This is a genomic window from Octadecabacter antarcticus 307 (genome assembly GCF_000155675.2).
GTDB classification, from domain to species: domain Bacteria; phylum Pseudomonadota; class Alphaproteobacteria; order Rhodobacterales; family Rhodobacteraceae; genus Octadecabacter; species Octadecabacter antarcticus.
In genome coordinates, this window is sequence record NC_020911.1 from 2415382 (window position 1) to 2440476 (window position 25095).

Annotated in this window: 23 protein-coding genes; 8 read left to right on the plus strand and 15 right to left on the minus strand. The window is 56.8% G+C overall.

Annotated elements, in window-relative coordinates:
- Window positions 1-93 precede the first annotated feature (93 nt).
- Window positions 94-579 carry an Ig-like domain-containing protein gene (locus OAN307_RS12195; RefSeq protein ID WP_044043632.1) on the plus strand — a complete coding sequence of 162 codons (486 nt, stop codon included), beginning with the start codon at window positions 94-96 and terminating at the stop codon, window positions 577-579.
- Here the strand turns inward: OAN307_RS12195 and OAN307_RS12200 are convergent.
- Together OAN307_RS12200 and OAN307_RS12205 are read right to left on the minus strand one after the other, a co-directional pair.
- Entirely contained in the window at window positions 511-1086 is a 576-nt protein-coding gene (locus OAN307_RS12200) for a nucleotidyltransferase family protein (RefSeq protein ID WP_015500036.1), read from the minus strand. The two genes, OAN307_RS12195 and OAN307_RS12200, sit on opposite strands and share 69 nt — an antisense overlap.
- Window positions 1083-3473, minus strand: coding sequence for a GcvT family protein (locus tag OAN307_RS12205; protein ID WP_015500037.1), 2391 nt, complete (start codon window positions 3471-3473; stop codon window positions 1083-1085). The genes OAN307_RS12200 and OAN307_RS12205 overlap by 4 nt, the downstream gene beginning before the upstream one ends.
- 137 nt (window positions 3474-3610) lie before the next feature.
- Here OAN307_RS12205 and OAN307_RS12210 point away from each other — a divergent pair, with 137 nt between their 5' ends.
- On the plus strand, window positions 3611-6016 hold the full coding sequence (locus tag OAN307_RS12210) for a GcvT family protein (RefSeq protein WP_015500038.1): 2406 nt from the start codon (window positions 3611-3613) through the stop codon (window positions 6014-6016).
- Window positions 6017-6068: 52 nt separating this feature from the next.
- Here OAN307_RS12210 and OAN307_RS12215 read toward each other — a convergent pair whose 3' ends face one another.
- Together OAN307_RS12215 and hemB are read right to left on the minus strand one after the other, a co-directional pair.
- Complete coding sequence (locus OAN307_RS12215; RefSeq protein ID WP_015500039.1) at window positions 6069-6626, minus strand: lipid-binding SYLF domain-containing protein; 558 nt, start codon at window positions 6624-6626, stop codon at window positions 6069-6071.
- A gap of 100 nt (window positions 6627-6726) precedes the next feature.
- Window positions 6727-7725: a porphobilinogen synthase gene (hemB, locus tag OAN307_RS12220; RefSeq protein WP_044044703.1), complete on the minus strand. Its 999-nt coding sequence runs from the start codon at window positions 7723-7725 to the stop codon at window positions 6727-6729.
- Window positions 7726-7844: 119 nt separating this feature from the next.
- Between hemB and OAN307_RS12225 the strand changes: the two genes are divergently transcribed.
- Complete coding sequence (locus OAN307_RS12225) at window positions 7845-8369, plus strand: component of SufBCD complex (RefSeq protein ID WP_044043634.1); 525 nt, start codon at window positions 7845-7847, stop codon at window positions 8367-8369.
- Window positions 8370-8419: 50 nt separating this feature from the next.
- A complete protein-coding gene (gene mfd, locus OAN307_RS12230) occupies window positions 8420-11914 on the plus strand; it encodes a transcription-repair coupling factor (protein ID WP_015500042.1) in 3495 nt (1164 codons plus the stop codon).
- Between the two features lie 5 nt (window positions 11915-11919).
- Here mfd and OAN307_RS12235 read toward each other — a convergent pair whose 3' ends face one another.
- The 8 genes from OAN307_RS12235 to OAN307_RS12270 all read right to left on the minus strand — a co-directional run bounded on the left by OAN307_RS12235 (window position 11920) and on the right by OAN307_RS12270 (window position 19098).
- Window positions 11920-13125 (minus strand): multidrug effflux MFS transporter, encoded by a 1206-nt coding sequence (locus OAN307_RS12235; RefSeq protein WP_015500043.1) that lies wholly within the window; start codon window positions 13123-13125, stop codon window positions 11920-11922.
- Window positions 13122-13766 carry a DsbA family oxidoreductase gene (locus tag OAN307_RS12240; RefSeq protein ID WP_015500044.1) on the minus strand — a complete coding sequence of 215 codons (645 nt, stop codon included), beginning with the start codon at window positions 13764-13766 and terminating at the stop codon, window positions 13122-13124. The genes OAN307_RS12235 and OAN307_RS12240 overlap by 4 nt, the downstream gene beginning before the upstream one ends.
- Window positions 13753-15249 (minus strand): class I adenylate-forming enzyme family protein, encoded by a 1497-nt coding sequence (locus OAN307_RS12245; RefSeq protein WP_015500045.1) that lies wholly within the window; start codon window positions 15247-15249, stop codon window positions 13753-13755. The genes OAN307_RS12240 and OAN307_RS12245 overlap by 14 nt, the downstream gene beginning before the upstream one ends.
- Window positions 15250-15320: 71 nt before the next feature.
- Window positions 15321-15548: a hypothetical protein gene (locus OAN307_RS12250; protein WP_015500046.1), complete on the minus strand. Its 228-nt coding sequence runs from the start codon at window positions 15546-15548 to the stop codon at window positions 15321-15323.
- Between the two features lie 76 nt (window positions 15549-15624).
- Window positions 15625-16278: an aquaporin gene (locus OAN307_RS12255; protein ID WP_015500047.1), complete on the minus strand. Its 654-nt coding sequence runs from the start codon at window positions 16276-16278 to the stop codon at window positions 15625-15627.
- Window positions 16275-16661: a low molecular weight phosphatase family protein gene (locus tag OAN307_RS12260; protein ID WP_044043636.1), complete on the minus strand. Its 387-nt coding sequence runs from the start codon at window positions 16659-16661 to the stop codon at window positions 16275-16277. Before OAN307_RS12260 ends, OAN307_RS12255 begins: the two co-directional genes overlap by 4 nt.
- Window positions 16662-16744: 83 nt before the next feature.
- Window positions 16745-17284, minus strand: a complete 540-nt coding sequence (locus tag OAN307_RS12265; protein WP_144055567.1) for a hypothetical protein — start codon at window positions 17282-17284, stop codon at window positions 16745-16747.
- Entirely contained in the window at window positions 17263-19098 is a 1836-nt protein-coding gene (locus OAN307_RS12270; protein WP_015500050.1) for an extracellular solute-binding protein, read from the minus strand. Before OAN307_RS12270 ends, OAN307_RS12265 begins: the two co-directional genes overlap by 22 nt.
- A 411-nt stretch (window positions 19099-19509) precedes the next feature.
- On the opposite strand from OAN307_RS12270, the gene OAN307_RS12275 reads away from it, so the two are divergent.
- Both OAN307_RS12275 and OAN307_RS12280 read left to right on the plus strand, forming a co-directional pair.
- The gene (locus OAN307_RS12275) at window positions 19510-20283 is read left to right on the plus strand and encodes a 3-hydroxybutyrate dehydrogenase (protein ID WP_015500051.1); all 774 of its coding nucleotides are present in this window, start codon (window positions 19510-19512) and stop codon (window positions 20281-20283) included.
- Window positions 20280-21302 carry a patatin-like phospholipase family protein gene (locus OAN307_RS12280; protein ID WP_015500052.1) on the plus strand — a complete coding sequence of 341 codons (1023 nt, stop codon included), beginning with the start codon at window positions 20280-20282 and terminating at the stop codon, window positions 21300-21302. The genes OAN307_RS12275 and OAN307_RS12280 overlap by 4 nt, the downstream gene beginning before the upstream one ends.
- On the opposite strand, the gene OAN307_RS12285 is transcribed toward OAN307_RS12280, so the two are convergent.
- The 3 genes from OAN307_RS12285 to OAN307_RS12295 all read right to left on the minus strand — a co-directional run bounded on the left by OAN307_RS12285 (window position 21299) and on the right by OAN307_RS12295 (window position 23980).
- Entirely contained in the window at window positions 21299-22063 is a 765-nt protein-coding gene (locus OAN307_RS12285; RefSeq protein ID WP_051068002.1) for a DUF502 domain-containing protein, read from the minus strand. The genes OAN307_RS12280 and OAN307_RS12285 overlap by 4 nt on opposite strands.
- A 115-nt stretch (window positions 22064-22178) precedes the next feature.
- A complete protein-coding gene (locus OAN307_RS12290) occupies window positions 22179-23093 on the minus strand; it encodes a pseudouridine-5'-phosphate glycosidase (protein WP_015500054.1) in 915 nt (304 codons plus the stop codon).
- Window positions 23090-23980, minus strand: a complete 891-nt coding sequence (locus OAN307_RS12295; RefSeq protein WP_044044705.1) for a PfkB family carbohydrate kinase — start codon at window positions 23978-23980, stop codon at window positions 23090-23092. The genes OAN307_RS12290 and OAN307_RS12295 overlap by 4 nt, the downstream gene beginning before the upstream one ends.
- 234 nt (window positions 23981-24214) lie before the next feature.
- On the opposite strand from OAN307_RS12295, the gene OAN307_RS12300 reads away from it, so the two are divergent.
- Together OAN307_RS12300 and OAN307_RS12305 are read left to right on the plus strand one after the other, a co-directional pair.
- Window positions 24215-24514 carry a lysophospholipid acyltransferase family protein gene (locus tag OAN307_RS12300; RefSeq protein ID WP_044043640.1) on the plus strand — a complete coding sequence of 100 codons (300 nt, stop codon included), beginning with the start codon at window positions 24215-24217 and terminating at the stop codon, window positions 24512-24514.
- A 105-nt stretch (window positions 24515-24619) separates the two neighbouring features.
- Complete coding sequence (locus OAN307_RS12305) at window positions 24620-24949, plus strand: hypothetical protein (RefSeq protein ID WP_144055568.1); 330 nt, start codon at window positions 24620-24622, stop codon at window positions 24947-24949.
- Window positions 24950-25095: the final 146 nt, after the last annotated feature.

Genomic DNA, 25095 nt, shown 5'->3' on the forward strand with positions numbered 1-25095 from the left:
CCCTGTGAACGACGATCAGGCTGCAAACGACGATGCGACAAGCACGGATTTCAACACGTCCGTCACATTCGACGTCGCGTTAACGACACCGACGTGGACGGCGACACGCTGACCGTTACCTATCCGACTGTTGTTCCGGCCGAAGGCTGCGTGGATATTGTGAACAACGAGATCAAATTCACGCCTGCCATGAGCTTTGCTGGCGACGATACACTCAGCTACACAATCGACGACGGCAATGGCGGCACGGACATGGCGACCTTCACGGTCACTGCGGGCACCGCAGGTGATGACCAGATCGGCGGCGGCTACCTTGATGATCCAGAGGGCGACCGTGTTGACAATAACGATGCTATCATCGGCTATGCCGGTTTCAACGACGACATCATCTATGGCTTTGGTGGAGACGAGGTGCCGGACGGTGGCACCGGCTCCGACCTCTTCGTGGGCGGCAATAAAGGCCGGACCGCGACAACGCAGACCGGCACTTTTTGGGTTTGCGTGATTGGATCAACGGGCGCGGTAGGCGGCCCAATCTTGTGGTGTATCCAGATCAAGCTGCGCGCGGTCGCCTTGTAATGGCACGAGCACGGTCTGATCCTCCAGCCCAATGGTCAGGCGGAACGCGCCGCGATCGCCGCGCAGCGCGTCGAAGCGCGAAAACTGGCTCGCTGCAAAATAGATCGGATGGCCCAGCGTGCCGTCCGATGTGGTGGCGCGAACAATAGGTGCTGTGCAATGACGGGCGGCGGTCTGGATCGCGGCCATATCAGCTGCAGTAATATCGGGCATGTCGCCCGGCAGGATCATAACGCCACGCACCGTGTCGGGCAGGGCTTTGATGCCAGCCTTGATGCTGTGCGCCATGCCCAAGTTTGCATCGACAACGACGATCTGCGCCGATTGTGGCAGCACAGAACGGCGTGGATGGTGCGCGCTGGGGAGCGTCACAAAGGTTGGGCCGACGTTCAGCGCGCGGCTGGCAAGCAAGGCAAGAAGCGGAACCCCATCGACAATTTCCAGCAGCTTATCGCGCGCGCCCATGCGGGATGATTTACCAGCGGCAAGGAGAAGCGTTGCGATCATGACCGAAGGCGCGTGCCATCGGCATCAAAGATCGGTTCTGTGATCAGGGTTGCTGGGCGGCGACTGCCGAGGATTTCAATCTCGACCTGTAGGCCCGGGTTTACGTGTTCGCGCGGGATCAGGCCAAAGGCGATGGATTTTTGGGTGTGATGCGAAAAGCCGCCAGAGGTGCAAAAGCCCAAGACGTTGCCGTTGATAAAGATCGGTTCATAGGCGGTGACGTCGGCGTCTGCGGCATCGACGACAAATGTGACAAGCTGGCGCGCCGGTATTTCGGTATGGGCCGCCGCTTTGCCAATGAAGTCTTTATCCCATTTGATGAACCGATCCATACCGGTTTCTGCCGCCGTGTAATCAGGTGAGAATTCGTTCATCCAAGAGCCGAAAAAACGATCAAGACGCAGCGACATCATCGCGCGCATGCCAAATGGCGTGATGCCAATGGGGGCACCGTTTTCCCACAGCACGTTCCACAGGGCGCGTTGATCCATTGGATCGCAGTAGATTTCATAGCCCAGATCGCCTGTGTAGCTCACGCGTTGCACGGTGCATTTGGCTTGGCCCACGGTCATCTGGCGCACATCAAGGAACTTCATGTCGACTGGATCGCGGGTGCAGGCCGACAGCAGGTCGCGGGATTTTGGCCCTGCGATCTGAAAACCATTCAACCTATCGCTGATATTTTCGACGTTTACACCGCTGTCTTGATGTTGCAAGAACCAGCGCAGGTGTTGGGCTTGCGCACTATAAGACGCGGTCAAATGAAATGTGTCGTCCGCCAGACAGGACACGGTGAAATCGCCCAAGAGTTTGCCCTTGTGAGACAACATCGGTGTCAGCGCGAGGCGGCCAATTTTGGGGATGCGACCTGCCATGATCCGGTCCAGCCAGTTGCGGGCCTTTGGTCCACTGATGCGGTACTTGCCAAAATTATGCAGCTCATTGATGCCAACGGTGGATCGCACGGCTTTGACTTCACGCGCGGTGGCGTTGAATGCGTTTGAGCGGCGGAACGACGGTTGTTCAAATGTCGGCTCATCGCCTTGTGCAAAATAGTTTGGCACCTCAAGGCCGAATTGCTGACCCCAGACCGCACCAAGGCCCGTGAAAATGTCATACATCGGTGTGGTGCGATGGGGCCGTGCTGCGGGCAGTTCTTCGTTCGGATATGAGACTGAAAAGCGGCGTTGGTAGTTTTCCACCACCTTGGGGCGGGTATAGCCTGACGTGATCCAGGACCCAAAACGCGCGACATCCATCGCGGTGACATCGCGGTCTGGTTCGCCGTCAATCATCCATTGTGCCAATGTCAGCCCGACGCCGCCACCCTGTGAAAAGCCCGCCATGACGCCGCAGGCGGACCAATAGCCGCGCAAACCGGGGATCGGGCCAACAAGCGGATTGCCGTCTGGTGCAAACGTGAACGGCCCGTGGACCACAGATTTGACGCCTGCACGTTCCAAAACCGGAAACCGTTTGTACGCGAATTCAATGCTGTCGGTAATTTTATCAAAGTCATCGGGCAGCAGTTCATGACCGAAATCCCACGGCGTGCCATCAACGGCCCAAGGGCGGCAGGGCTGTTCGTAAAACCCGATACACAGCCCGCGTCCTTCTTGGCGCAGGTAGCTTTCGCCCGCAGGATCCATCACGTGGGGGTGTTCGGCGTCACGATCATAGATTTCTGGCAAATCGTCGGTGATGATATATTGATGTTCCATCGGATGCAGTGGTGCGTAAAGACCCGCCATGGCTGCAACCTCGCGCGCCCAAAGACCACCAGCATTCACGACGTTTTCAGTATGGATCGTGCCTTTGTCGGTCACCACATCCCATGTGCCATCGCTGCGCTGTGTGGTGGTTGTGACCTTACAATGGGTGACAATTTCAGCACCGCCCATACGCGCAGCTTTGGCGTAGGCATGGGTGGTGCCCGATGGATCAAGGTGCCCGTCAAGCGGGTCGTAAAGCCCGCCAATAATTCCGTCCAAGTTGGTAATCGGCGCGATCTTGGCGATCTCTTCGGGGCTCACGATTTCGGTCTCAAGGCCCATGTAGCGGTGTTTGGCGCGTTCAGCGACCAACATATCAAAACGATCTTTGTTGTCAGCCAACGTCACGCCACCCACATGGTGCAGCCCGCAGGACATGCCGGTGATCTCCTCAAGCTCTTTGTACAGCTTGATGGTGTAGCCTTGCAGGGCCGCCATGTTGGTATCACCATTGAGCGTATGAAAGCCGCCCGCCGCGTGCCACGTGGACCCGCTAGTCAATTCTGAACGTTCAACCAACATGACATCCGACCAGCCCAATTTGGTCAAATGATACAGAACCGAGGCGCCAACAACGCCGCCTCCGATGACGACAACACGGGTGGTGGTTTTCATGGCTGGCTCCTCTGTTATTGAAACCGTATTTTTGATTTGCTCTCAGGGGAAGGCAATTTGCGACAAGAAGTGTCGTCTTGCGGCAAATGTGCGCGTCTTGGGGGTTTCAGGGTGGGGCCAACACGAGGAGAATCCAAATGCGGACACATGCCCAAGCGGTCGTTATCGGGGGTGGCGTCATTGGCTGTTCAATCCTTTATCATCTGGCAAAACTGGGCTGGACCGATGTGGTTTTGTTGGAACGGGATGAGCTGACAAGCGGGTCCACATGGCACGCGGCGGCCAATATTCATGGATTGCATGACAGCACGAATATCTCACGAATTCAGCACTATACGATGAACTTGTACACTGAGCTTGAGGCGGAGACTGGCCAGTCTTGCGGTGTCTTCCAGCCCGGCAGCCTGTATTTGGCGCAAACAGAGGAACGTGAACATCAGCTGCGACTGCAAGCGGCCAAAGCAAAATTCTACGGGATGAATTTCCATGAAGTGTCGCGCGCTGAGGCCGAAGCACTGCATCCGCTGGTCAATTATGACGGCATCCGCTGCATTATGTTTGAACCCGATGGTGGCAACGTCGACCCCAGCGGCGTCACGAACGCCTATGCCATTGGTGCGCGTCAGCGAGGGGCTGAAATCATTCGGTTTTGTCCGGTCACGGCGACGGTTCAGCAACCTGACGGAACATGGCTGGTTGAGACAGCTAAGGGTGACATTCGGGCACAATGGGTGATCAATGCCGCCGGTCTGTGGGGGCGTGAGGTGGCGGCGCTGGCGGGGATCACGCTGCCGCTTTTGCCAACCGAGCATCAGTATTTTGTCACTGAAACCATAGCCGAAATTGCCGCGATGGACCGCCGATTACCATCCGTTGCGGACCGTGACGGCGAGTATTATCTGCGCCAAGAGGGGCAGGGATTGCTGGTTGGGGCCTATGAAAAAGACGTGCGGTTCTGGGCCGAGGATGGCACGCCGCAAGGGTTCGGGCACGAGTTGTTTGCCGATGATCTGGAGCGGATTGAGCCCAACATGATGCGCGCGATTGATCGTGTTCCTGTCGTTGGTGAGGCGGGCATCAAGCGGGTGATCAACGGACCGATGATCTGGTCGCCTGATTCAAATGTCCTGTTTGGCCCGCACCCTGATTTGTCTAACTACTTTTGCTGTAACGGCATCATCCCCGGATTTTCACAATCGGGCGGTATGGGGTTGATGGCCGCCGAATGGATCACGAAAGGCGAATCGACTTACGATATGTTTGCATGGGACGTCGCAAGATTTGGTAAATGGGCCGATGCTAAATTTACCAAAGCGCGGGTTGGCGACCAATATGCGCATCGATTCAGCATCCATTTCCCGGGCGAGGAGCGCGCTGCCGGACGGCCGGTTCGGGTGCGCAGTGTGTATGAACAACAGCGCGACATGGGGGCGGTGTTCGGGCTGAACTACGGTTGGGAACACCCGCTGTATTTCGATGTCGACACGCCCGAAAGCGCAGGCTTCACCCGCCAGCCATGGTTCGATTCCGTTGGACGTGAAGCGAAGATGTTGCGCCAGTCCTTTGGTATCATTGATATTTCTAACTTTGCAAAATATCGCTGCAAGGGTGCTGGCGCTGAGGGTTGGCTTAACGCTGTGTTCGCAAACATCATGCCCAAAGCTGTCGGTCGGTCGTGTCTGACGCCATTGATCGGCGTGAATGGTGGGATCGCCGGCGATTTTACCGTCACGCGTATGGGGGAGGATGAATTTTGGATCATTGGCTCCGGTATGGCGGAACGATATCATCAGCGGTTCTGGAAAATGGTCGCAATGCCCGATGATGTTACTTTTGAGAGCATGACCGAGGCGTGGTGCGGGTTCAATATTGCTGGACCTTCTGCGCGCAAGGCGTTGCAAACGCTGACAAACACATCCCTTGCGACGGCGAACTTTCCGTTCATGCGGTCCAAGTGGCTGGAGATTTCGGGCGTCACATGTTTGGCGCTGCGGGTGTCGTTTACCGGTGATCTTGGGTGGGAAATTCACTGCAAGGCCGAGGACCAAGCAACTGTTTATCAATTATTATTACAGGTTGCCGCGTCCGAGCAGGGTGGTCCGGTTGGATCGCGGGCATTGATGTCTTTGCGGGTCGAAAAAGGCTATGGAAGCTGGGGGCGTGAATATTCGCCGGAATACTGGCCACAAGAAGTTGGCCTTGATCACCTGATCAAATTGGATAAGGATTTTCTGCACAAAGACAGCTACTTAAAGGTCAAAGACAATCCATCACGTGAAGTACTGTCGCTGATCCACGTGCAGGACATAACGACAGCGGATGCCACAGGCGGTGAGCCGATATTCCTGCCAGACGGTACACCAGTCGGGCGCGTCACGTCTGGAACTTTTGGCTACAGCGTCAACATGAGTCTTGCGCTTGGCTACCTCAAAGACACACCCGCAGGGAGCGAGGTCGATGTGATGATTTTAGGCAAACCGCACCGCGGTGTGGTGCTGGCAGAGCCGCCGTTTGACCCCAAAGGTGCGCGGCTCAGAGCGTGACACCAGCTGTGCACAGGTTGTACACAACTTGTATGCCAACGATGCTGCGCGTTTACGGAATGATGCGGGTGTATTTGGTGCCCTCAATCGTCGCACCAGCGCGGAAACCAGCCTGCGCAAAGACCACCGCAATGACCGGCGCGAGCGATGTTGTGGTTTCGGCACGCAATGTTTCACCGGTGTCGTTGAGCGCGTATTCGATGTCAGCGCCAGCCGCCCAGCCGCTTGCACTGCGGAAATCGGTTAGGGATTGATGCGTCATAAAGAACAGAACCGTTGAATATTGCTGTGCACCAATTTGCAGGCCAGCGCTTGCGGCGGCGGCGGAATAGTAGTCCACCGTCGTTTCGCCAATGCGCAGTGCGCCACGCCCGAATGACCCGCCAAGCACAAAGCCCGCTTCGGTGACGACCGGCATGACCAACATGCCGCTGGCCTTGCCTGCCAGATCGCGGGTGCCGGGATAATTATCATACATGAACGCCAGCGTGATATCGGCACGCGCGTCGATCACGGCCGCGCCACTGCCGCCGATCCCATTGCCACATGCGGACAAAGTCGTGGTTGCCAGCGCGCTCAGCGCAAAATTGCGTCTTGAAATAAGTGTCATAACTGCCTCGTGCCATTTGTTTCGGGGTTCGCCCCCGTTATCGGCAAACTATAGGCGGTATTTCGCGATCTGTCAGCAGCTAGATGCAGGGTAGCGGGATTTAGCCGTTCAAGAGTTTAGCAGCGGCTGGCGCAAAGTACGTCAACACACCGTCCGCACCCGCACGTTTGAACGCCATCAGCGCTTCCAACATAGCGCTGTCATGATCGAGCCAGCCGTTCTGCGCCGCCGCTTGGATCATCGCGTATTCGCCCGACACTTGGTAGGCGAATGTCGGAACACCGAATTCTGTTTTCACGCGGCGCACGATATCGAGGTAGGGCATGCCCGGTTTGACCATGATCATATCCGCGCCTTCGGCCAGATCACGCGCGACAAGGCGCATGGCCTCGTCAGAATTTGCAGGATCCATCTGGTAGGTTTTTTTGTCGCCTGTCAGCGCGGATGACGCGCCAACCGCATCGCGAAACGGCCCGTAAAACGCCGACGCATATTTTGCGGTGTAACTCAGAATGGTGACGTTCGGGTGCGCGTGGGATTCCAACGCGGATCGAATGGCCCCGACGCGCCCGTCCATCATATCGGACGGGCCAAGAATGTCTGCGCCACAGTCCGCTTGGGTCAGCGCCATCTTCACAAGTGCATCTACCGTGCGGTCATTTACGATTTCACCGTTTTCGACAAATCCATCATGGCCGTTGATATTATAGGGATCAAGCGCGATGTCGGTCATTACCGCCATATCGGGCACCGCGTCTTTGATCGCGCGGATGGCGCGGTTGGCGACATTGTCTGGCGACCAAGCGAGCGCGCAATCTTGCGTGCGATGTTGCATGCTTGTGTAAGGAAATACGCAGATCGCGGGGATACCAAGCGCGTATGCATCTTTTGCAGCCGCGCCGATGCGATCCACCGTGCGGCGCATCACGCCCGGCATGGATGCGATCGGTTCTTGGGCATCGGTTCCATCCATCACGAAGACCGGCCAGATAAAATCGCTGGGCGACAGTACGTTTTCGCGCACCATTGATCGCAGCGACGGAGTGGCGCGCAAGCGCCGCAGACGGGACGTTGGGAAGGGGGGCGCAAACGGTTGCATTGTCATGATAGGGCCTTTCAAGTCACACCTATTGGGTGCCATGGAAAGGCGCGCATCACAAGTCTGGGCATTGCCGCAAGTCACAGCTAAATAGCGACCAAATTGTTAGGCTGCCGCCCGTGAACTGGACCAACACCCTTTTTGAAGTCATCGACATGCGTTCCTTCAGCAACCTTTGGTTCTGGATATTGCTTGCTGTCGTGTGGTCATCCGTCAACCATTGGGTTTTGGGCGTCCCATTCGACATGATCCAAAAGGCGCGTAAGGTCGGCGGACAGGCGGAAGTCGATTTGCAAGATTTGGTGCGCATCAACGTGAACCGTTTGCTGTATATTGGGCAGGTGTCGGGGTTGGTGTTGCTGGCATTTTTGGCGTTTGCTTTGACGTCGCTGGCGATCCTTGCCTTTGCCTATGACGTGGAATTTGCGCAGGCGGTGTTCTTGCTCGCGTTTCCGCTGACGCTTGTTGGCGCGCTGAGCCTGTCGACATCGCAAATGATTGCGCGTGAACAGCCCGAGGGTGAGGCGCTTTATGCTCGGTTGTCCAAGCACCGCGTCATCACGCAGTTTATCGGCATGATTTCGATTTTCATCACGGCAACGTTTGGCATGTATCAGAACTTGGCAGTCGGCCCTGGCTTCTAATTGCGCGTCTAATGGTTGACACTGGGCTTGCGCGCAGTAGGTCCGTTTCCATGACCAAAACCCAGACTATACCCAACCCCAAACACGTCACTGTTTCCGGAGCCCCTGAGGGGTTTGACGCGCGCCTGATCTTAGCCGAGGCTGCGGACGGCGCGGTTGTGCATATCTGTCGGGACGACAAGCGGGTTGAGGCGATGCGCGCGGCATTGGCGTTCTTTGCGCCCGAAATGCCCGTTGTGGTTTTCCCCAGTTGGGACTGCCTGCCCTATGATCGTGTGTCCCCGAACGCCGATGTGTCGGCGGCCCGCATGGCGGTTTTGGCAGGTCTTGCACACGGGATGCCGGAGCGGTTTGTTTTGCTGACAACCCTGAACGCGGCGACCCAAAAGGTGCCCGCGCGGTCCGTTCTGCGCGAAGCGGCATTTTCCGCCCGCGTCGGCAGCCGTATCGACGAATCCGCGTTGCGCAAGTTCTTGGTGCGCATGGGATTCACGCAGTCGCCGACGGTGACTGAGCCCGGCGATTACGCGGTGCGCGGTGGCATCATCGATATCTATCCGCCCGGGCAGGTCGGGCCTGTGCGGTTGGATTTGTTTGGCGATGATCTTGAGGGCGCGCGCCGCTTTGATCCTGCAACGCAGCGCACGACGGAAACGTTGCACGTTGTGGAGCTTGCGCCCGTGTCCGAAGTGATTTTGGATGATGCGGCGATCACGCGGTTTCGCCAGAACTACCGTTTGGAATTTGGCGCGGCGGGAACGGATGATCCATTATACGAAGCGGTGTCAGCGGGTAAAAAGCATGCCGGCGTTGAACACTGGATGGGGTTTTTCCATGCCGAGCTTGAGACGCTCTTTGACTATCTGACGGGCGCGACTGTCACGCTGGACGAACAAAACGCGGCGCAACGTGATGCGCGCTGGGTGTCGATTGATGATCAATACGATGCCCGCCGCGAGGCGATGTTAGCGAAAGGGCGGATGGATTCAGTCTATAAGCCCGCCGCACCCGGTGGATTATATCTTGATGGTCCGGCGTGGGACGCGGCGTTGCGTGATTTTCGTGTGATGCAGCTTGGGGCTTTGCCACAGCCGACTGGGCCGGGTGTTATTGACGCAGGTGGGCGCATTGGGCGCAACTTTGCACCTGAGCGTCAGCAGGAAAGTATTAGTCTTTTCAGATCATTGTCCGATCATCTTAAAGCAAAGCTTGGACTTGGGCCTGTTGTGGTCGCGTCCTATTCGCTAGGTGCGCGCGAACGCCTGATGGGGTTGATTGAAGACGAAGGCATTGCGGAGATAATTCCGGTAAGCGATTTTTCCCGTGTCGGGAAACGCGGTCTGCATATGGCTGTTTGGGCGTTGGAGCACGGGTTTGAGGTGCAGGGCCCGCCTTTAAGTGGCAAAGCGGCAGGCCATAAACATCTGACGGTCGTTTCCGAGCAGGACGTGCTGGGGGATCGTCTGATCCGCCAGACCAAACGCAAACGCCGCGCAGAGAATTTTCTGACCGAAACCCAAAGCCTGACACTGGGTGATTTGGTGGTCCACGTCGATCATGGTGTTGGCCGCTATCTAGGGCTTGAGGTGATCACGGCGGCGGGGGCGGCGCACGAATGTCTGGTGCTGGAATACGCCGAGAGTTCAAGGCTTTACCTGCCAGTTGAGAATATTGAACTGCTGTCGCGCTATGGTCACGAGGTTGGCTTACTCGACAAATTGGGCGGCGGCGCGTGGCAGGCGAAGAAGGCAAAACTCAAAGAACGCATCCGCGAAATGGCCGAGCGTCTTATTCGCGTCGCTGCCGAACGCGAGCTGCGCACAGCCCCCGAGCTGACGCCGCCTGAGGACATGTGGGAGCAGTTTTTGGCGCGTTTTCCGTATGCGGAAACCGACGACCAATTGTCCGCCATTGAAGATGTTTTGGACGATTTGGGGTCGGGAAAACCGATGGATCGACTGGTCTGCGGCGATGTAGGTTTCGGCAAAACCGAAGTCGCAATTCGCGCTGCGTTCGTCGCCGCGATGTCCGGCGTTCAGGTGGCAATCGTTGCGCCGACGACATTGCTGGCGCGCCAGCATTACAAAGGTTTCGCAGAACGCTTTCGCGGATTTCCAATTAATGTCAGGACGTTGTCACGCTTTGTGAGTGCAAAAGAAGCGGCGCTGACCAAGGATGGCATGGCCAAGGGCACGGTGGATATCGTCATTGGCACGCATGCGTTGTTGGCCAAAAGCATCCGGTTCAAGGACCTTGGACTGCTGGTGATTGACGAAGAACAGCACTTTGGTGTGCAACACAAAGAACGCCTGAAACAGATGCGTACCGACATTCATGTGTTGACGCTGACGGCGACGCCGATCCCGCGCACATTGCAATTATCACTGTCTGGCGTGCGCGAGCTTAGCATTATCGGCACACCACCTGTCGATCGATTGGCGATCCGGACCTATGTCAGCGAATTCGACACCGTGACGATCCGAGAGGCGCTGTTGCGCGAACATTATCGCGGCGGCCAGTCGTTCTTTGTGGTGCCGCGAGTTTCCGACCTGTCCGAAATTGAGGCTTTCATTCGTGACGAAATTCCGGAGGTCAGTTTTGTGACCGCGAGCGGGCAGATGGCCGCCGGAGAACTGGACGACCGGATGAACGCGTTTTATGACGGCAAATATGATGTGCTGCTGGCAACGACGATTGTTGAAAGCGGTCTGGATATCCCGACAGCAAACACCATGATTGTACACCGCGCGGACATGTTTGGCCTGGCGCAGCTGTACCAAATTCGCGGTCGGGTGGGCCGATCTAAAGCGCGGGCCTATGCCTATTTGACCTATAAGCCGCGCCAGAAATTGACGCCACAGGCGGAAAAGCGACTGCGCGTTTTGGGGTCGATTGACACGCTTGGGGCCGGTTTCACGCTGGCATCACAGGATTTGGACATTCGCGGTGCGGGCAACCTTTTGGGCGAAGAACAATCCGGCCAGATGCGCGAAGTTGGATATGAATTGTACCAATCCATGCTGGAAGAACAGATCGCCAAGATCCGGTCCGGCGAAGTGACATTGGTCGAGGACGGCCAATGGGCGCCACAGATTAATCTTGGCGTTCCAGTGCTTATTCCCGAAGTTTACGTGCCCGATCTGGACGTGCGTCTGGGGCTTTATCGCCGCCTGAGCGATCTGACGACGAAGGTTGAACTGGAAGGGTTCGCGGCTGAATTGATTGATCGGTTCGGGACTTTGCCAAAAGAGGTCAACACCTTGATGCTGGTCGTGCGGATCAAGGCGATGTGTAAAAAGGCTGGTATTAGTCAGCTTGACGCAGGGCCTAAGGGTGCGGTTTTGCGGTTCCATAATGACAAATTCATCTCCCCCGTGGGCTTGGTGGAATTCATCGATGATCAGCGTGGGCAGGCCAAGGTTAAGGACAATAAGATCGTGATCAGGCGCGATTGGGGCACGGACCGTCTGAAAATCCAAGGTGCGTTTGGCATCGCCCGCGATCTAGCGGGTAAGGTAAAAGAGGCGAAGAAGGCTGCGAGGTAGGCTTGTTAATCGCTGTCGCGCCGGATCATTGTGGTGAGCCACAGTGCGACGCAGGCGCAAACGAAAATACCGATTGCCAGGGGCAGTGGTGTACCGTCAAAGCGTAGGCCGATTGGAACCGCGATGATGACGGCGCCGACGGTCGCGGTCGCCGTGATAATTGAGGCGGCCGAACCTGCGATGTGGCCCATGGGTTCCATTGCCAACGCGTTCAGATTGCCCAATGTCAGGCCGGCCTGGAAAAAGACCGACACGGTCCAGACCGCGTAAAACAGCAGTTCAATGTGGTTGGACAGGCCGAGCATCACAACACAGATCATCCCCAGTGACATAAATATTTGCGCCGTCATCATCGCTTTGATGATCGGACGCATGCCCAGCCGCCCGACGAGGCGGGCGTTGATGATCGACGCGGACGCGGCAAGAATGGCAATGCCGCCAAACCACAGATGAAATGTGTCGCCTTGGCCATAGGTTTGATCAAACACCTGTTGCGTTGAGCTGAGCATCGAAAACAGCATCCCCATGCTGAGCGTTTGAACGAACGTCGCGAGGCGCGCGGTCGGGTGGGTAAACACCGCACGTGCGGCGGCGAAAAGGTTGGTGACACTGAGGGGGCGGCGGTTTTCGGGGGCGAGGGTTTCGGGTTGGCGCAGCATGAGCCAGCAGGTTATCAGGCCCATGAATATGGCGAAGGCGATGAAAATACTGCGCCAGTTAGAGACGGCAATGATGCCCGCACCCAAGGTCGGTGCAAGGGCCGGGATGAGCGAGAAAACCAGCATAACAAAGGACATAATTCGCGCCATTTCGCGCCCCGAATACAGATCACGCACCAGCGCTATCGCGACCACGCGCGGCGCTGCGGCACCAAGGCCCATCAAGATGCGGGCCGCGATCATCGTTTCCAATGTCGTCGTGAAAAACGCGAATACCGTGGCGCTAACATACAGACCTGCACCCCATAAAATAACTGTCTTGCGGCCAAACCGATCCGCCAAAGGTCCGGTAATGAACGTACCGAGCCCCATGCCCAACACAAAACTGGTGATGATAAGTTGGGCGCGGTTGAGGTTGCCCGGTGACAGTTCCGCGCCAATGTCGGGCAAGGCGGGCAGCATGGCATCAATGGAAAATGCAACGCTCGCTGCGAGCATTGCGATGAGCGCGACAAATTCGGTTTGGCCTAAAGGTCTTGTCGGATTGATCACTCTGCGGCCTCAATCTGGTCGATGATTTCGCCCATGACCTTAAGCCACATTTCGGCAGACTGCGCACCGGGGACCGCATGTTGGTTGGCGACAATAAACGTTGGAACCGACGAAATCCCCATTTCACGACTGTGGGCGTCGCGTTTCTGGATGTCTGCAATGTCCGCATCAGAGGCGAGCAGTTTGGACACCAAACTGGCGTCCATTTCACAACTGTCGGCGATGTCAGCCAGCACATGGCTGTCGCCAATATCACGCGCATCGCGAAAGTAGGCTTCAAACAGGCGGTGGACAACGAACGTCTGGCGGCCCTCAATGCCCGCCCAATGGATCAGGCGATGGGCGTTGATGGTGTTGGGCGTGCGTTTCATGCCCTCAAAATCAATCTTGAGACCGGCGGCTTCTGCGGCCTGCATGACAGGTGCATAGGCTTTCACGGCAGCGTTTTTGCCGCCAAACTTACCCTCAAGATAGGCGCGCCGATCCATGCCTTCGGCTGGCATTGTCGGGTTTAGCTGGAACGGGTGCCATTCGATCGTGAACGGGTGATCGGGGATCTGTTCCAAGGCGCGGTCCAGATTGGTTTTACCGATGTAGCACCACGGGCAAATCGGGTCGGAAATGATATCAAGTTTGACCATGCTCGGCCTCCCAGTCTGACCTGAGCGCGCGGCGCAGGAGTTTGTTATTGGCACCGCGGGGCAATGCGTCGCGGCGCAGAAAGAGGCGCGGACATTTGTAGCGGGCAAGGTGAGCGGCGCAATGCGCGGCCAGTTCGGTGTCAACTATCACATTTGCGCTGGTGTAAAAGGCGGCAATGACGGAGGCGTCGGATTTGACCCGCAGTTCCACGGCAGCGACGTCATGTATGTCGGGGTGCAGCGCGAGGGCGGTTTCGATTTCGATCGGGGAGACGCGATAGCCACCTGCGTTCATCATGTCGTCGACGCGGCCTTGGTAGCAAATGGCACCCGAGGGAAGGCGGCGGCCAATGTCGCCCGTCAGGAACCAGTCGGCGCTAAAGCGCGCGGCGGTGGCGTCGGGTGCGTTCAGGTAGCCAAGCATGAGGCCGGGGTCGGAAATGTGCACCGCGATCTGCCCCGTGTCGGACGATACGTCGTGTTCATCTAGCAGGTCGATAAGGCGACCCGGTTGTGGCTGCCCAAGGGTGGCGACGTCCGCAGGACGGGTCGGGCTGCCTGAGATGAAGGTTGAACATTCGGACATGCCGTAGGCTTCGAATATCGGGGTATTGGTCGCTAACGTCCATGCTGCGCGGGTGGTGTCGGGCAGCTTTTCACCAGCTGATAATCCGTGGCGCAGGGTTGGGATGGGCGCGATTGGCGACTTGAGGAGTTGGCGGTAAACCCCTGGGGCGGCTGCGAAAATTGTTGCGTTGTGCTGCGCCAGAAGCATGGGAAGTCTGTCATGTGGCGTGCCCGCTGCGGGGATCAGGGCCGTTGCGCCCACTGTCCACGGGTCCATCAAGCCGGTACCAAGGGTGTAAGTCCAATTGAATGCCCCAGCGTGCAACACGCGGTCGTTTCGGGTCAACCCGTACCACCCATCGTGCATCATGCGCCGCGCCCAAATTGCGCGATGTGCGTGGACCACACCGCGCGGCGTGCCGGATGTGCCTGAGGTGAAAATGATATAAGCGGCGCGGTTGGGATCGCCCATCACGAAGTCCGCAGGCGGCAGGGTGTAAAAACGAGTGAGAGTTGTCGTTTCAATAACGGGGGCAGTGTGATCGGGCAGCGTGACGCCGGCTGCTGCGATGATCGCTTTGGGCGCAAGATCGAGCGTCATTGCGGTGATTTCACCCACCGAAAGTTGCGTTGATGTTGGCACAGGGATCAGATCGACCGCGATGCAGGCCAAAAACGCGATTGCGAAATCAGGCGTGTTGCCAAGGCGCAAAAGCACGCGGTCACCCGACATCAATCCTGTCGCCAAAAGCCCCGTTGCAGCACCACGAATGGCGGCTTCGATTTGGCTGTAAGTCCAGCGTTCGGTTGTGTCATCGCCAAGAACGGCCAACGCAGTTTTGGCAGGATCATCGCCCGCGCTGGCCAGAACATAGCAGGCCATATTAAAGGGCGATGGGACGGGATCAGTGGTCATGCCAATGGCGCTATCCCAACCGTGGGGGTTGTTGCAAGCGGTGCACCAACGCGCAGTGGTTTGGTGCTGGCTTAGGCCGCGATGTGTTCGGGCAATCGGTGCGCTTGGAACATCAGCCAATCATCGAGAGTTTCAGCAGCTTCAGCGATTGTGAGATCGTGGGTTTCGGCCAGATAGAGGTTCATTTTTTGGCGATCACTACGAAACCGTGTGAGGACAGCAGGATCAAGGTGATGAAACTGTCCACAAAGCTGTTCAAGCAGGTGCGGCCAACGGGTGAGGGCGGTCGTGCAAGACATATCAATCCTTTCAATGACGCATGGGGGTCCCCCACATAAAACAGCGTCAATGTTGAGACTTGGTTAAACGCAGCCTTTATTCTTCATCTGCTAAAAGCCGTGGCAGCACGACAAGCGCCACGACAAGCCCAACAAGCTGTGCCAGAATAAAGCCAAGCACATGGGCAGGATTAATACCTGCAAAGGTATCAGATAACGCCCGCGCAATCGTCACGGCGGGGTTGGCAAAGCTGGTCGAAGACGTGAACCAATAGGCACCCGTGATGTAGATCGCCACAAGTGTTGGCACGGTGTCGGGACGGCTGCGCAAACCGCCAAAGATCACCAAAAGCAAACCGAATGTCGCGAATATTTCAGACGTCCATTGGTTCATTCCTGTGCGCGGCGTGGTCGAAAGCTGTATGATGTTTTGATCGAACATCACATGGCATAGCCACACCCCTGCGATGCCACCCAATATCTGAACAGGAATATAGGCAGCGGTCAGTGGCCACGGGTGTTCGCCCTTAAAGGCGAAGGCCAGCGTGACGACAGGATTAAAGTGCGCCCCCGAAATCGGGCCAAAGATCGTGATGATAAAATAAAGCGTACAGCCCGTCGCGATGGCATTGGCCAAAAGCGCGACGGCGATGTCATCAGTCAGCGTTTGCGCCATGATACCAGACCCGACAACGCCGATCAGCAGCAAGGCGGTGCCAATAGCTTCGGCGCAGAGTTTTTGCGTGTTCATACGTCAGTAGTCCCGTTGATCGCGGATTTGAGCGCTGCTGCATCGATGGTTTCAAATGGCAGGTTGATCAGTGCTGCGGCCTTGCGGGTAAGAGTGTCGAATGCGGTTTGGAACGCCACGTCCCAATCTTGTTTGATCGCGGCTGCGGGATCGGGGATGCCCCAGTGTGCTTGAACGGGCGCGTGATCTGCCGCACAATTATCCCAACTGGGTGACGACAATCCGTCCGTCGGGTAGCCTCTGGCGGCCAGCAATTTCAATGATTTCGGATGCACGCGGCCCGATGGCGTTGATCCGGCGGAATAGGCGCAAATACCGCCCGCGCTGTCACGGTTCAGGATCGAGGGGGCTGAATTTCCGTTGCACGGGACGAGTAATTCCATGGACGTTTGGTTAGGCCTGTTTTGTAACCGGATCAAGACAGGAGCCATCACGCGGTGCACCAATTCTATGAGCCGTCACGCGACTAGCTTCCGATACCCAGTAAATTAAAGCTTAAAGACTCAAACCGAAGATCGTCGGACGTCAGTGACTGGCCGCCAACAATGTGCGCCAACACGGCGCCTTTGTACAAAATGTCCGACCCTGTACCGTCGTCAAACACACGGATCGTGAGGTCTTCGATGTTGTCCAAGCCGTTTCCGGAAATTGTTTCAACTTCGACGACAATCTCCGGAGGGCCACCTTCATGATCACTATAAGACCGAACATACCCACCGTCGCCGATCAGGAAATCATCGCCATAGGCGCCATAAATTGTATCATCACCGTCGGTTCCTGTCAGGGTATCGTCGTCATCGGTTGGTTCTGCGATAGGCGGATCTTTTGGCAGTTCTTCAATTGGTGGGTCGGCGTCGGTCGTGTCATCGCCCTGGTTGGACCCAACCACCGCCGCGCTGCCAAGCAGCGCGACGCCGATCAACGACAGAACATAAATGCAATCGTCATGCTCGTCCCCTTGTGTCCACGTCGCCGCGCGGAGCCTTAGCCTTGTTCCTCGTACCACCACACGTCGGGCTGCCAGCCGGGCCAGTCGCCAAAGATTGGCATCAGGTCTGGATAGTGCAGGTTCTTGTCATGGGCGATGCGGCTGATGTTCCACTGATAGATCGGGATCACGTAGCGCCCCGCCGTCAGCAGACGGTCCAGACCTTGGGTTGCGGCCAAGAAGTCGTCTTGGCTGGCTGACGTTAGGAGCAGGTTGATCATCGCGTCAATCGCTTCGGATTTCACGCCCATCATGTTGCGCCCGCCAATGACGTCAGCGGCGTCGATGCCCCAATACAGGTATTGTTCGTTGCCCGGGGACAGCGACAGACCGCGGCGGTAATAGGTCATGCCGAAGTCATAGGCATCGGTGCGTTCGCTGTATTGTGCGCCATCCACCACGGTGAGTGTCGGCGTGATCCCAAGGCGCGACAGGCTTTCAACATACATGTCGACCATCGACTGGTTTTCGCTGGAACCAGATGCGAGTAGGATTTCAAAGGTAAACGCATCGCCATCTGTGTTCGCCATTGTGCCGTCTTGGACCGTGTAGCCCGCCTGTTCCATCAGATCCAACGCCGCGCCGATGTTGGCACGGTTGCGTTCGGACCCGTCTGATACTGGCAATTCGTAGCCTGAAATTGCATCTGCCGGAATGTCATTAGCGAAGGGTTGCAAAAATTCCAGCACGCGGCCGGTCGCGGGGCCGTCCTGCATCGCGAGGGGGGAGTTTGAGAAATAGCTGGTGATGCGTGGCTGCACGCCACCGGTCATCGCATCATTGATGAATTCAAAGTTGAACGCATGGATCATCGCATCGCGCACACGGAGGTCTTCAAACTGCGGCAGGCGGGTGTTCATCACGAAGCCTGTGATGCCGCTGGGGCGCGAATGCGGCAGGATCGAGCGGACAAAATCGCCCGACTGCATCAGCGCGAAATCATACTGGCTGTCCCATTTGGCGACATTGAATTCGCGGTTGGTGTTGACCTCGCCGACTTTGAACGCCTCAAACGCGGCTGTTTCATCGCCAAAAAATTCCATGCGAATAGTGTCGAGATTATAGAGCCCGTTGACGAATGGTACGACACCGGTGCCCCAGTAGTCAGGGTTGCGGGTCATTTCGATATGACGGCCCGCCTCAAAGTCGGTGATCGTGTAGGGCGATGATGTGATCGGAACAACGTCGAGGCCCGATTCAGCGAAATCTAAACCGTCCCATTGCGCCTTTTGTAAGATTGGACGCAGACCCGCGAGAAGGGCCAGTTCGCGGTCTTCTTCGGCGAAGTTGAAACGCACGCCGCGTTCACCGACAGTTTTGATGCTGTCCACTTTATTGTAAAATCCATGGTAGCGCGGGTGGCCGACTGTGCCCAAAGTTTCATAGGACCAGATCACATCTTGCACCGTCACGGGGCTACCATCAGAGAATCGGGCCTCGGGGCGCAGGGTAAATTCGACCCATGAGCGGTCCTCTGCTGTCTCAACCGATTCGGCCAACAGGCCATAAAGTGAGAAGGGTTCGTCCAAAGATCGCCCCATCAGGCTTTCGCCCATCAAGAAGCGAAGCTGCCAATGGACCGAGCCTTTGACGATGAAGGGGTTGAGGCTGTCAAAGCCGCCAACGTTTGCCGTTACAATTGCACCACCTGTTGGTGCGTCGGGGTTTGCATAAGGCAGATGCGCAAAATCTAGTGGTAGGGCAGGGTCACCATACATAGCTATGCCATGCATCGGCTCTGCCGCTGCGAAAGTTGCCAGCAACGATGTGGTTGCCGCAAGGGCTGTTGTGCGCAATCTTGCGCCCAGCCGTTTGTATAATCCTGTGGTCATTTTGGTGATACGTCCCCGGGCCAAGTGTTTGTCTTGCGGACTATGTTAGATGGGGAAACGAACCTTTTCAAACTTTTAGCTTGGATGCGGGCGCTCGATTGCTTATAGATAGGACACTGCTCGATAGGTTTCTTGCCTGTATGAAACCTGCCTCAATAACTTTACCCCAGCTTCGGCTGGGGTTTTTTTTGCCCTTTTTTTCAAACGGTAACGCGCAGTTTTTTTTCCTTACTTTTTGCCCGATTATGTCGGCTCAAGATTCACAGAGTGTGGGCGTTAAGAATCGTTAACAGCGTTGGCATTTTTCGCTGTCCTTATCGGGGTTCATTATGGAACTTTGCCGTGATCACGGTTGCCGCGCGGCGGCATAAGCCTATGCTGCACTGCAACATAAATCAAAGGACGACCATCATGACGCTTTTGGGAAAAACCGCCGTTATCACCGGATCAAATTCAGGCATCGGCCTTGGGATCGCCCGGGAGCTGGCAAAGGCAGGCGTCAATGTTGTGCTCAATTCCTTTACCGACCGCGAAGAGGATCATGCGCTGGCCGCTGACATCGCGGCAGAGTTTGGCGTGGAGGCAAAATATGTGTCGGCTGATATGTCCAAGGGCGACGACTGCCGCCGATTGATCGCGGATGCCGGGGCATGCGATATTTTGATCAACAATGCGGGCATCCAGCACGTGGCACCTATCCAAGACTTCCCGACAGAAAAATGGGACGCAATCATTGCGATCAACATGTCTTCGGCATTTCACACCACCGCAGCGGCCTTGCCAGTGATGCGCGCGGCAGGGTGGGGCAGGGTGATCAACATATCTTCCGCACACGGATTGCGCGCCAGCCCGTTCAAATCGGCATATGTCACCGCCAAACATGGCGTGGTTGGCATGACCAAGGTCGTCGGCCTTGAAACCGCCAAGGAGCCCATCACCGCCAACGCCATTTGCCCCGGATACGTGTTAACCCCCTTGGTCGAGGATCAGATCCCTGCGACGGCCATAGAATACGGAATTTCCGAGGATGAAGCGATCGAGAAGGTGATCCTTGCCAAACAGCCATCCAAGGAATTCGTGACCGTTGAACAGCTTGGGGGCATCGTGACGTTCCTGTGTTCGGATGCGGCGGCGCAGATCACCGGCACGTCGATTTCCGCTGATGGTGGTTGGACAAGCCAATGACCGTAAAACGCATTAACCTCGCTCTTCAGGGTGGCGGCGCACATGGCGCGTTTACATGGGGTGTTCTGGACCGCCTGCTTGAAGACGACCGGTTGGAGATCGCAGCAATTTCTGGTGCATCCGCGGGGGCGATGAACGGGGCTGCGCTGAAGGCTGGCATGGCGTCGGGTGGTCGGATTGGCGCCAAAGAAAACCTTGATTGGTTTTGGGAGCAGATCGGCGCTGTGGCGGATGACCGGGTTGTCGCGTGGATGGACGCGGTTGCGCCTGACACACCGACGTTGGCGACGGCGATGGCCAATTCGCCCATGGCGGCGTTGATGAATATGTCATCGCGGCTGATGTCGCCTTACGATTCGGGGCCGTTTTACAGCAATCCGTTGAAGCCGATTGTGGACAAATTCAAATTTGATGAGGTTTGCGGCGAAACTGGCCCCGATTTGTTTATCGGGGCGACAAATGTGCGCAGCGGCAAGGTCAAGATTTTCAGTGGCAATACCATCACCAGTGAAGTGCTGATGGCGTCCGCCTGTCTGCCAACGCTGTTTCAAGCCGTTGAAATCGAGGGCGAAGCCTATTGGGATGGCGGCTATACTGGCAATCCAGCGCTGTTCCCGCTTTATGCCGAAAGTCTTCCTGCTGATATTATGGTGGTTAATATTAACCCGTTACACCGTGATGATGTGCCAACCGATACCCAAGCGATCCAGAACAGGATCAACGAAATCAGTTTCAATTCATCCCTGCTGCGTGAACTGCGCGCGATCAATTTTGTGAAGCGGTTGCTGCACGACGGGTCGATGAACAAGGGGACGATGAAGGACGTCTTGGTGCACATGATTTCTGATGATGTGCTGATGAATGATTTGAATGTTGCGACGAAATCTTCGCCAAATCCGGTTGTTCTGGCACGGTTAAAATCGGCAGGACGCGCGGCGGCGGACACATTTCTTGCGGCGCATTTTGACGACTTGGGCCAGCGCGATACGGTTGATCTGGTGGGTATGTTTGACGGCTAGCGGGTCTCGCCTTCAACCTTGGCATTTGCGATCATTTTCGCAACGTCGCCATGCGGCGCTTGCGTTTCATCCGCTGTTTCGCCGGGGTAGACGAGGCCGGCCGAGATCACCAATTTGGCCGCGTCTTCGACGGACATGTCCAGTTCCTTGATGTCGCAGGTCGGGACAAACAATAAAAAGCCGGACGTCGGGTTCGGAGTCGTCGGCAAAAACACCGATGTCATCGCACCAACACCAACTTTTTCCAACAATTCGCCCTTGGTATCGGTCGAGATAAAGCCAATGGCCCACATGCCTTTGCGCGGATATTCGATCAGGCAGGCCTTCTCAAAGCTGCTTTCGGTCTGCGCGAACACGGTTTCAGCGATCTGTTTGACACCATTATAGATCGACCGAACCACAGGCATACGTCCGACCAGACCTTCGCCCCAACGCAGAAAGCTGCGCCCCAAGAGCCCTTTGCCAAGCCAGCCGATGGTGATTGTGAAGATCAGAAAAACCACCACGCCAATGCCGCGCACGTTAACCGTGAGCCAGTTGCCATCAGCGACGGAGTGACCAAATGCCCAGTTGAGCAGCTGTTCGGGTTGATAGGCGTCGGGCACAAAGGGCCACACGAAACTGTCTACCAGACCCACCACAGACCAAATCAGCCACACGGTAAGACCGATCGGTGCAATGACGACGAGCCCTGCGATAAAGTTGTTGCGCAACCCACCAAGGAAGGTTCGGCGCGGTGTTTGATCAGTTGGTGTTGTCACGTGCGGCGATCCTATATGCGAGATCACAGCAGTGAACCCTAGGTGTTATCTCGGAGCTATGTAGGGGATGCCATTGGTATCCACAATGAGGGGCACCCTTTAACGCCACTTAACGTCAAATGAATGTAGCGATTTTCGCCGCAAGTGCTGCATTATTGCGCACAAGGGCGATATTGGCTATCAGGGATGCGCCGTCGGTTAACTCAAAGATGCGCCCTAGCAGAAACGGCGTGACGGCTTTGGCAGCGATGCCTTTGCTGGCGGCCTCATGCAACGCCTGCGCGATGATCGGCGTAAGGGTTTCGGCTGGGATTTGTGCGTTCAGCGGGATCGGATTGGCGATCAGCTGGCCACCGGGCAAGCCCATGGCGGCGCGCATCTGGTGCGCTGCGGCAATGTCTGCGGCGCTGTCCATGCGCAGGGGCGCGGGCAAAGCGGACGTGGCAGACCAAAAGGCGGGCAGGGTGTCTTGACCAAAAACAATCACCGGAACGCCGAGGGATTCGAGGACTTCGTAAGTTTTTTCGAGGTCCAGAATGGCTTTTGCACCGGCAGCGACCACTGTGACGGGTGTTTGCGCCAATTCATGCAGATCAGCCGAAATATCAAATGTGGTTTCAGCGCCTTTGTGCACACCGCCAATGCCGCCCGTGGCGAAGACTTTGATCCCTGCCAAATGTGCTGCGATCATTGTCGCTGCGACCGTTGTGGCCCCTGTACCACCTGTCGCGATGCACGCGGCAATATCTGCACGGCTAAGTTTGGCGACGTTTTTGGCCTGACCAAGCGCGTTAAGCTGGTCGTTCGTTAACCCGATATGAAGCGTGCCGTTGATGACGGCGATGGTGGCGGGCGTCGCACCACCGGCGCGAATATCGCTTTCGACCAGCCGCGCAGTATCGACGTTTTGCGGGTAGGGCATACCGTGGGTGATGATCGTTGATTCCAGTGCCACGATGGGCGATCCGGCGGCGCGCGCTGCGGCAACGTCAGGTGCGAATGTCATTGGAAGTGAAGGTAGGATGCTCATGATGGGGTCTCTCCGGACACGTAGGTTGCTGCGGCGTTGAGGGCGCGGACAAGGGCCGCTTGGCGGGTCATGCCTTGGACTTCGGATGCGATGTGGGCGGCCATGAATGTATCGCCCGCGCCTGTGACGCGGGTGACCAGAACCTCGGGTGGTTGCGCGGTGCAGATGTCACCAGCCAAGCATTCTGCCGCCAGATTGCCACCGTCGGTGACCAGAACGCGGTGGACGCCGCGCTGTGACAGGGCCGCAGCGCCATCCGTGGCGGTGCTGAACGTCGTCTGACACAGCAGCCCCGCTTCTTCGAGGTTCACATACAACGTCGCGGATGGGTGGCCGACCAGTGCCAACAGGCGTTCGGCCTTACCCGGTGAGGCGGGTGCGACCCGCAGATCGGAGGCCGTAAACAAAGGGGATTTGGCGATATCAGCCAATAAATCACGCGTAAGATTGCCGTCCAACGCCACAAGGCCGGACCACGGAACGGTGTCGCTGCCAAGGGTGCCGTCCGACAGGGCGCGCAAGATTTTGGTGCCCGCCTGTTCCAGCGAATGGGCGTCAGCAATGGCCGCGATCAGACCGTTGGCACCTTCAATCGCCATATACGCATCCGTTGGCAGATCGTCGGAGCGGTAAAGGTAATCAGTGATGATGCCGAGGCCAGCGGCCTCATGGACCAGTTCATCGCCTTGCGCGTCGCGACCAATGGCGGACAGAACCGCTGGGGTCAGGCCGAAATTGATCAGCGTCATCGCGATGTTCATTGCCACACCACCGGGCAGGCGGGTGATGCGACCGGGCACGTCCGATCCGCTGCGCATGTGGCTGGACGCGCGCCCGATAATGTCCCACAGGACCGAACCGATACACAGGATGTCAGGTTTCATCATAACGGCGTTGATGGCGCGGCGGCGCGGGGAGGTCAACGGGGTCGGGGGACGTTAATGGGGTAAGGGGTCGCAAACTGGGTGCGTACCGTGTGAGTCAGGTACGGGAAACCTGACCTTTGGCCTAATTTGGATAAAAGAGTTGCGATATGTGTTGGCTTTATTCATTAATGAACGACGTTCAATATCAGAGGGGGGGAGTTACAATGTCCAATCTGATCTGCAAAAGTCCTCCCAATGAAACGCCATATTGACACCACACTGGGCAAATGGGTCCGGCATTTCTTTTTTGTGCTCGTGCGGGCCTCTTACGCGCTGTTTTACAACGTCAGCGCGGCGGGCAAGCACCTGTTGCAGGACAAACCCGGGACGTTGACTTTGGCGACCCATGTCAGCCGTCATGATGGGCCGCTAATATCGGCGATTCTGTATTCCACAACGCGCGTGCGCCCGACGGTGCATTACGATGAATACCACAACTGGGCGCAGTGGTTCCCGATGTATGTGGCGGGCGCGATCCCGATGTCGTCGCCGTAATCATGGCCCGACGGTCAACGCGCTGCACGAAAAACCCACACACTGGGCATCATTCATAAGGTGCTGGGCAATGGCAATTCCATTCTGTTGATTCCAGCCGGAAAGGTGCGCCGCCAACGCGAAGAAAATATCGTGCCGCAACTGTCTGGCGTCTACGATATCTTGCGGGCGCAACCTGACACGGCCGTGATGCTGTTGCGCATCGACGGTCGTGGTAAATTTCAACGCGCACAGTACGACGGGTTCTGGAGCTTTCTTGGCATCAAGAACGGCACGCGCCATGTGAGCATGGATTTGCACCCCATCACGGATCTGGACCCAAAACAGGAACTTGCAGTTTTTATTGAACAGCTAGAGACGCTGCTGAATTCGTGGGGTCGGGTGCAGGTTGGACTTCAGGCAATGTCTGCTCACCCGAACAACGCTGCCGTTTAGCTGCGCGCCAGTTGCAACGCCTCGTAGAACCGGAGCCCAATGCTGATCGAGTGAAAACGCCCATTCCTCTGGATGGGACCTGATCCGGCCTTCATGCTGGGTCATCAAGTTCTGAGTGGAGGTGACGATGTCCGCTGACGGTTCTA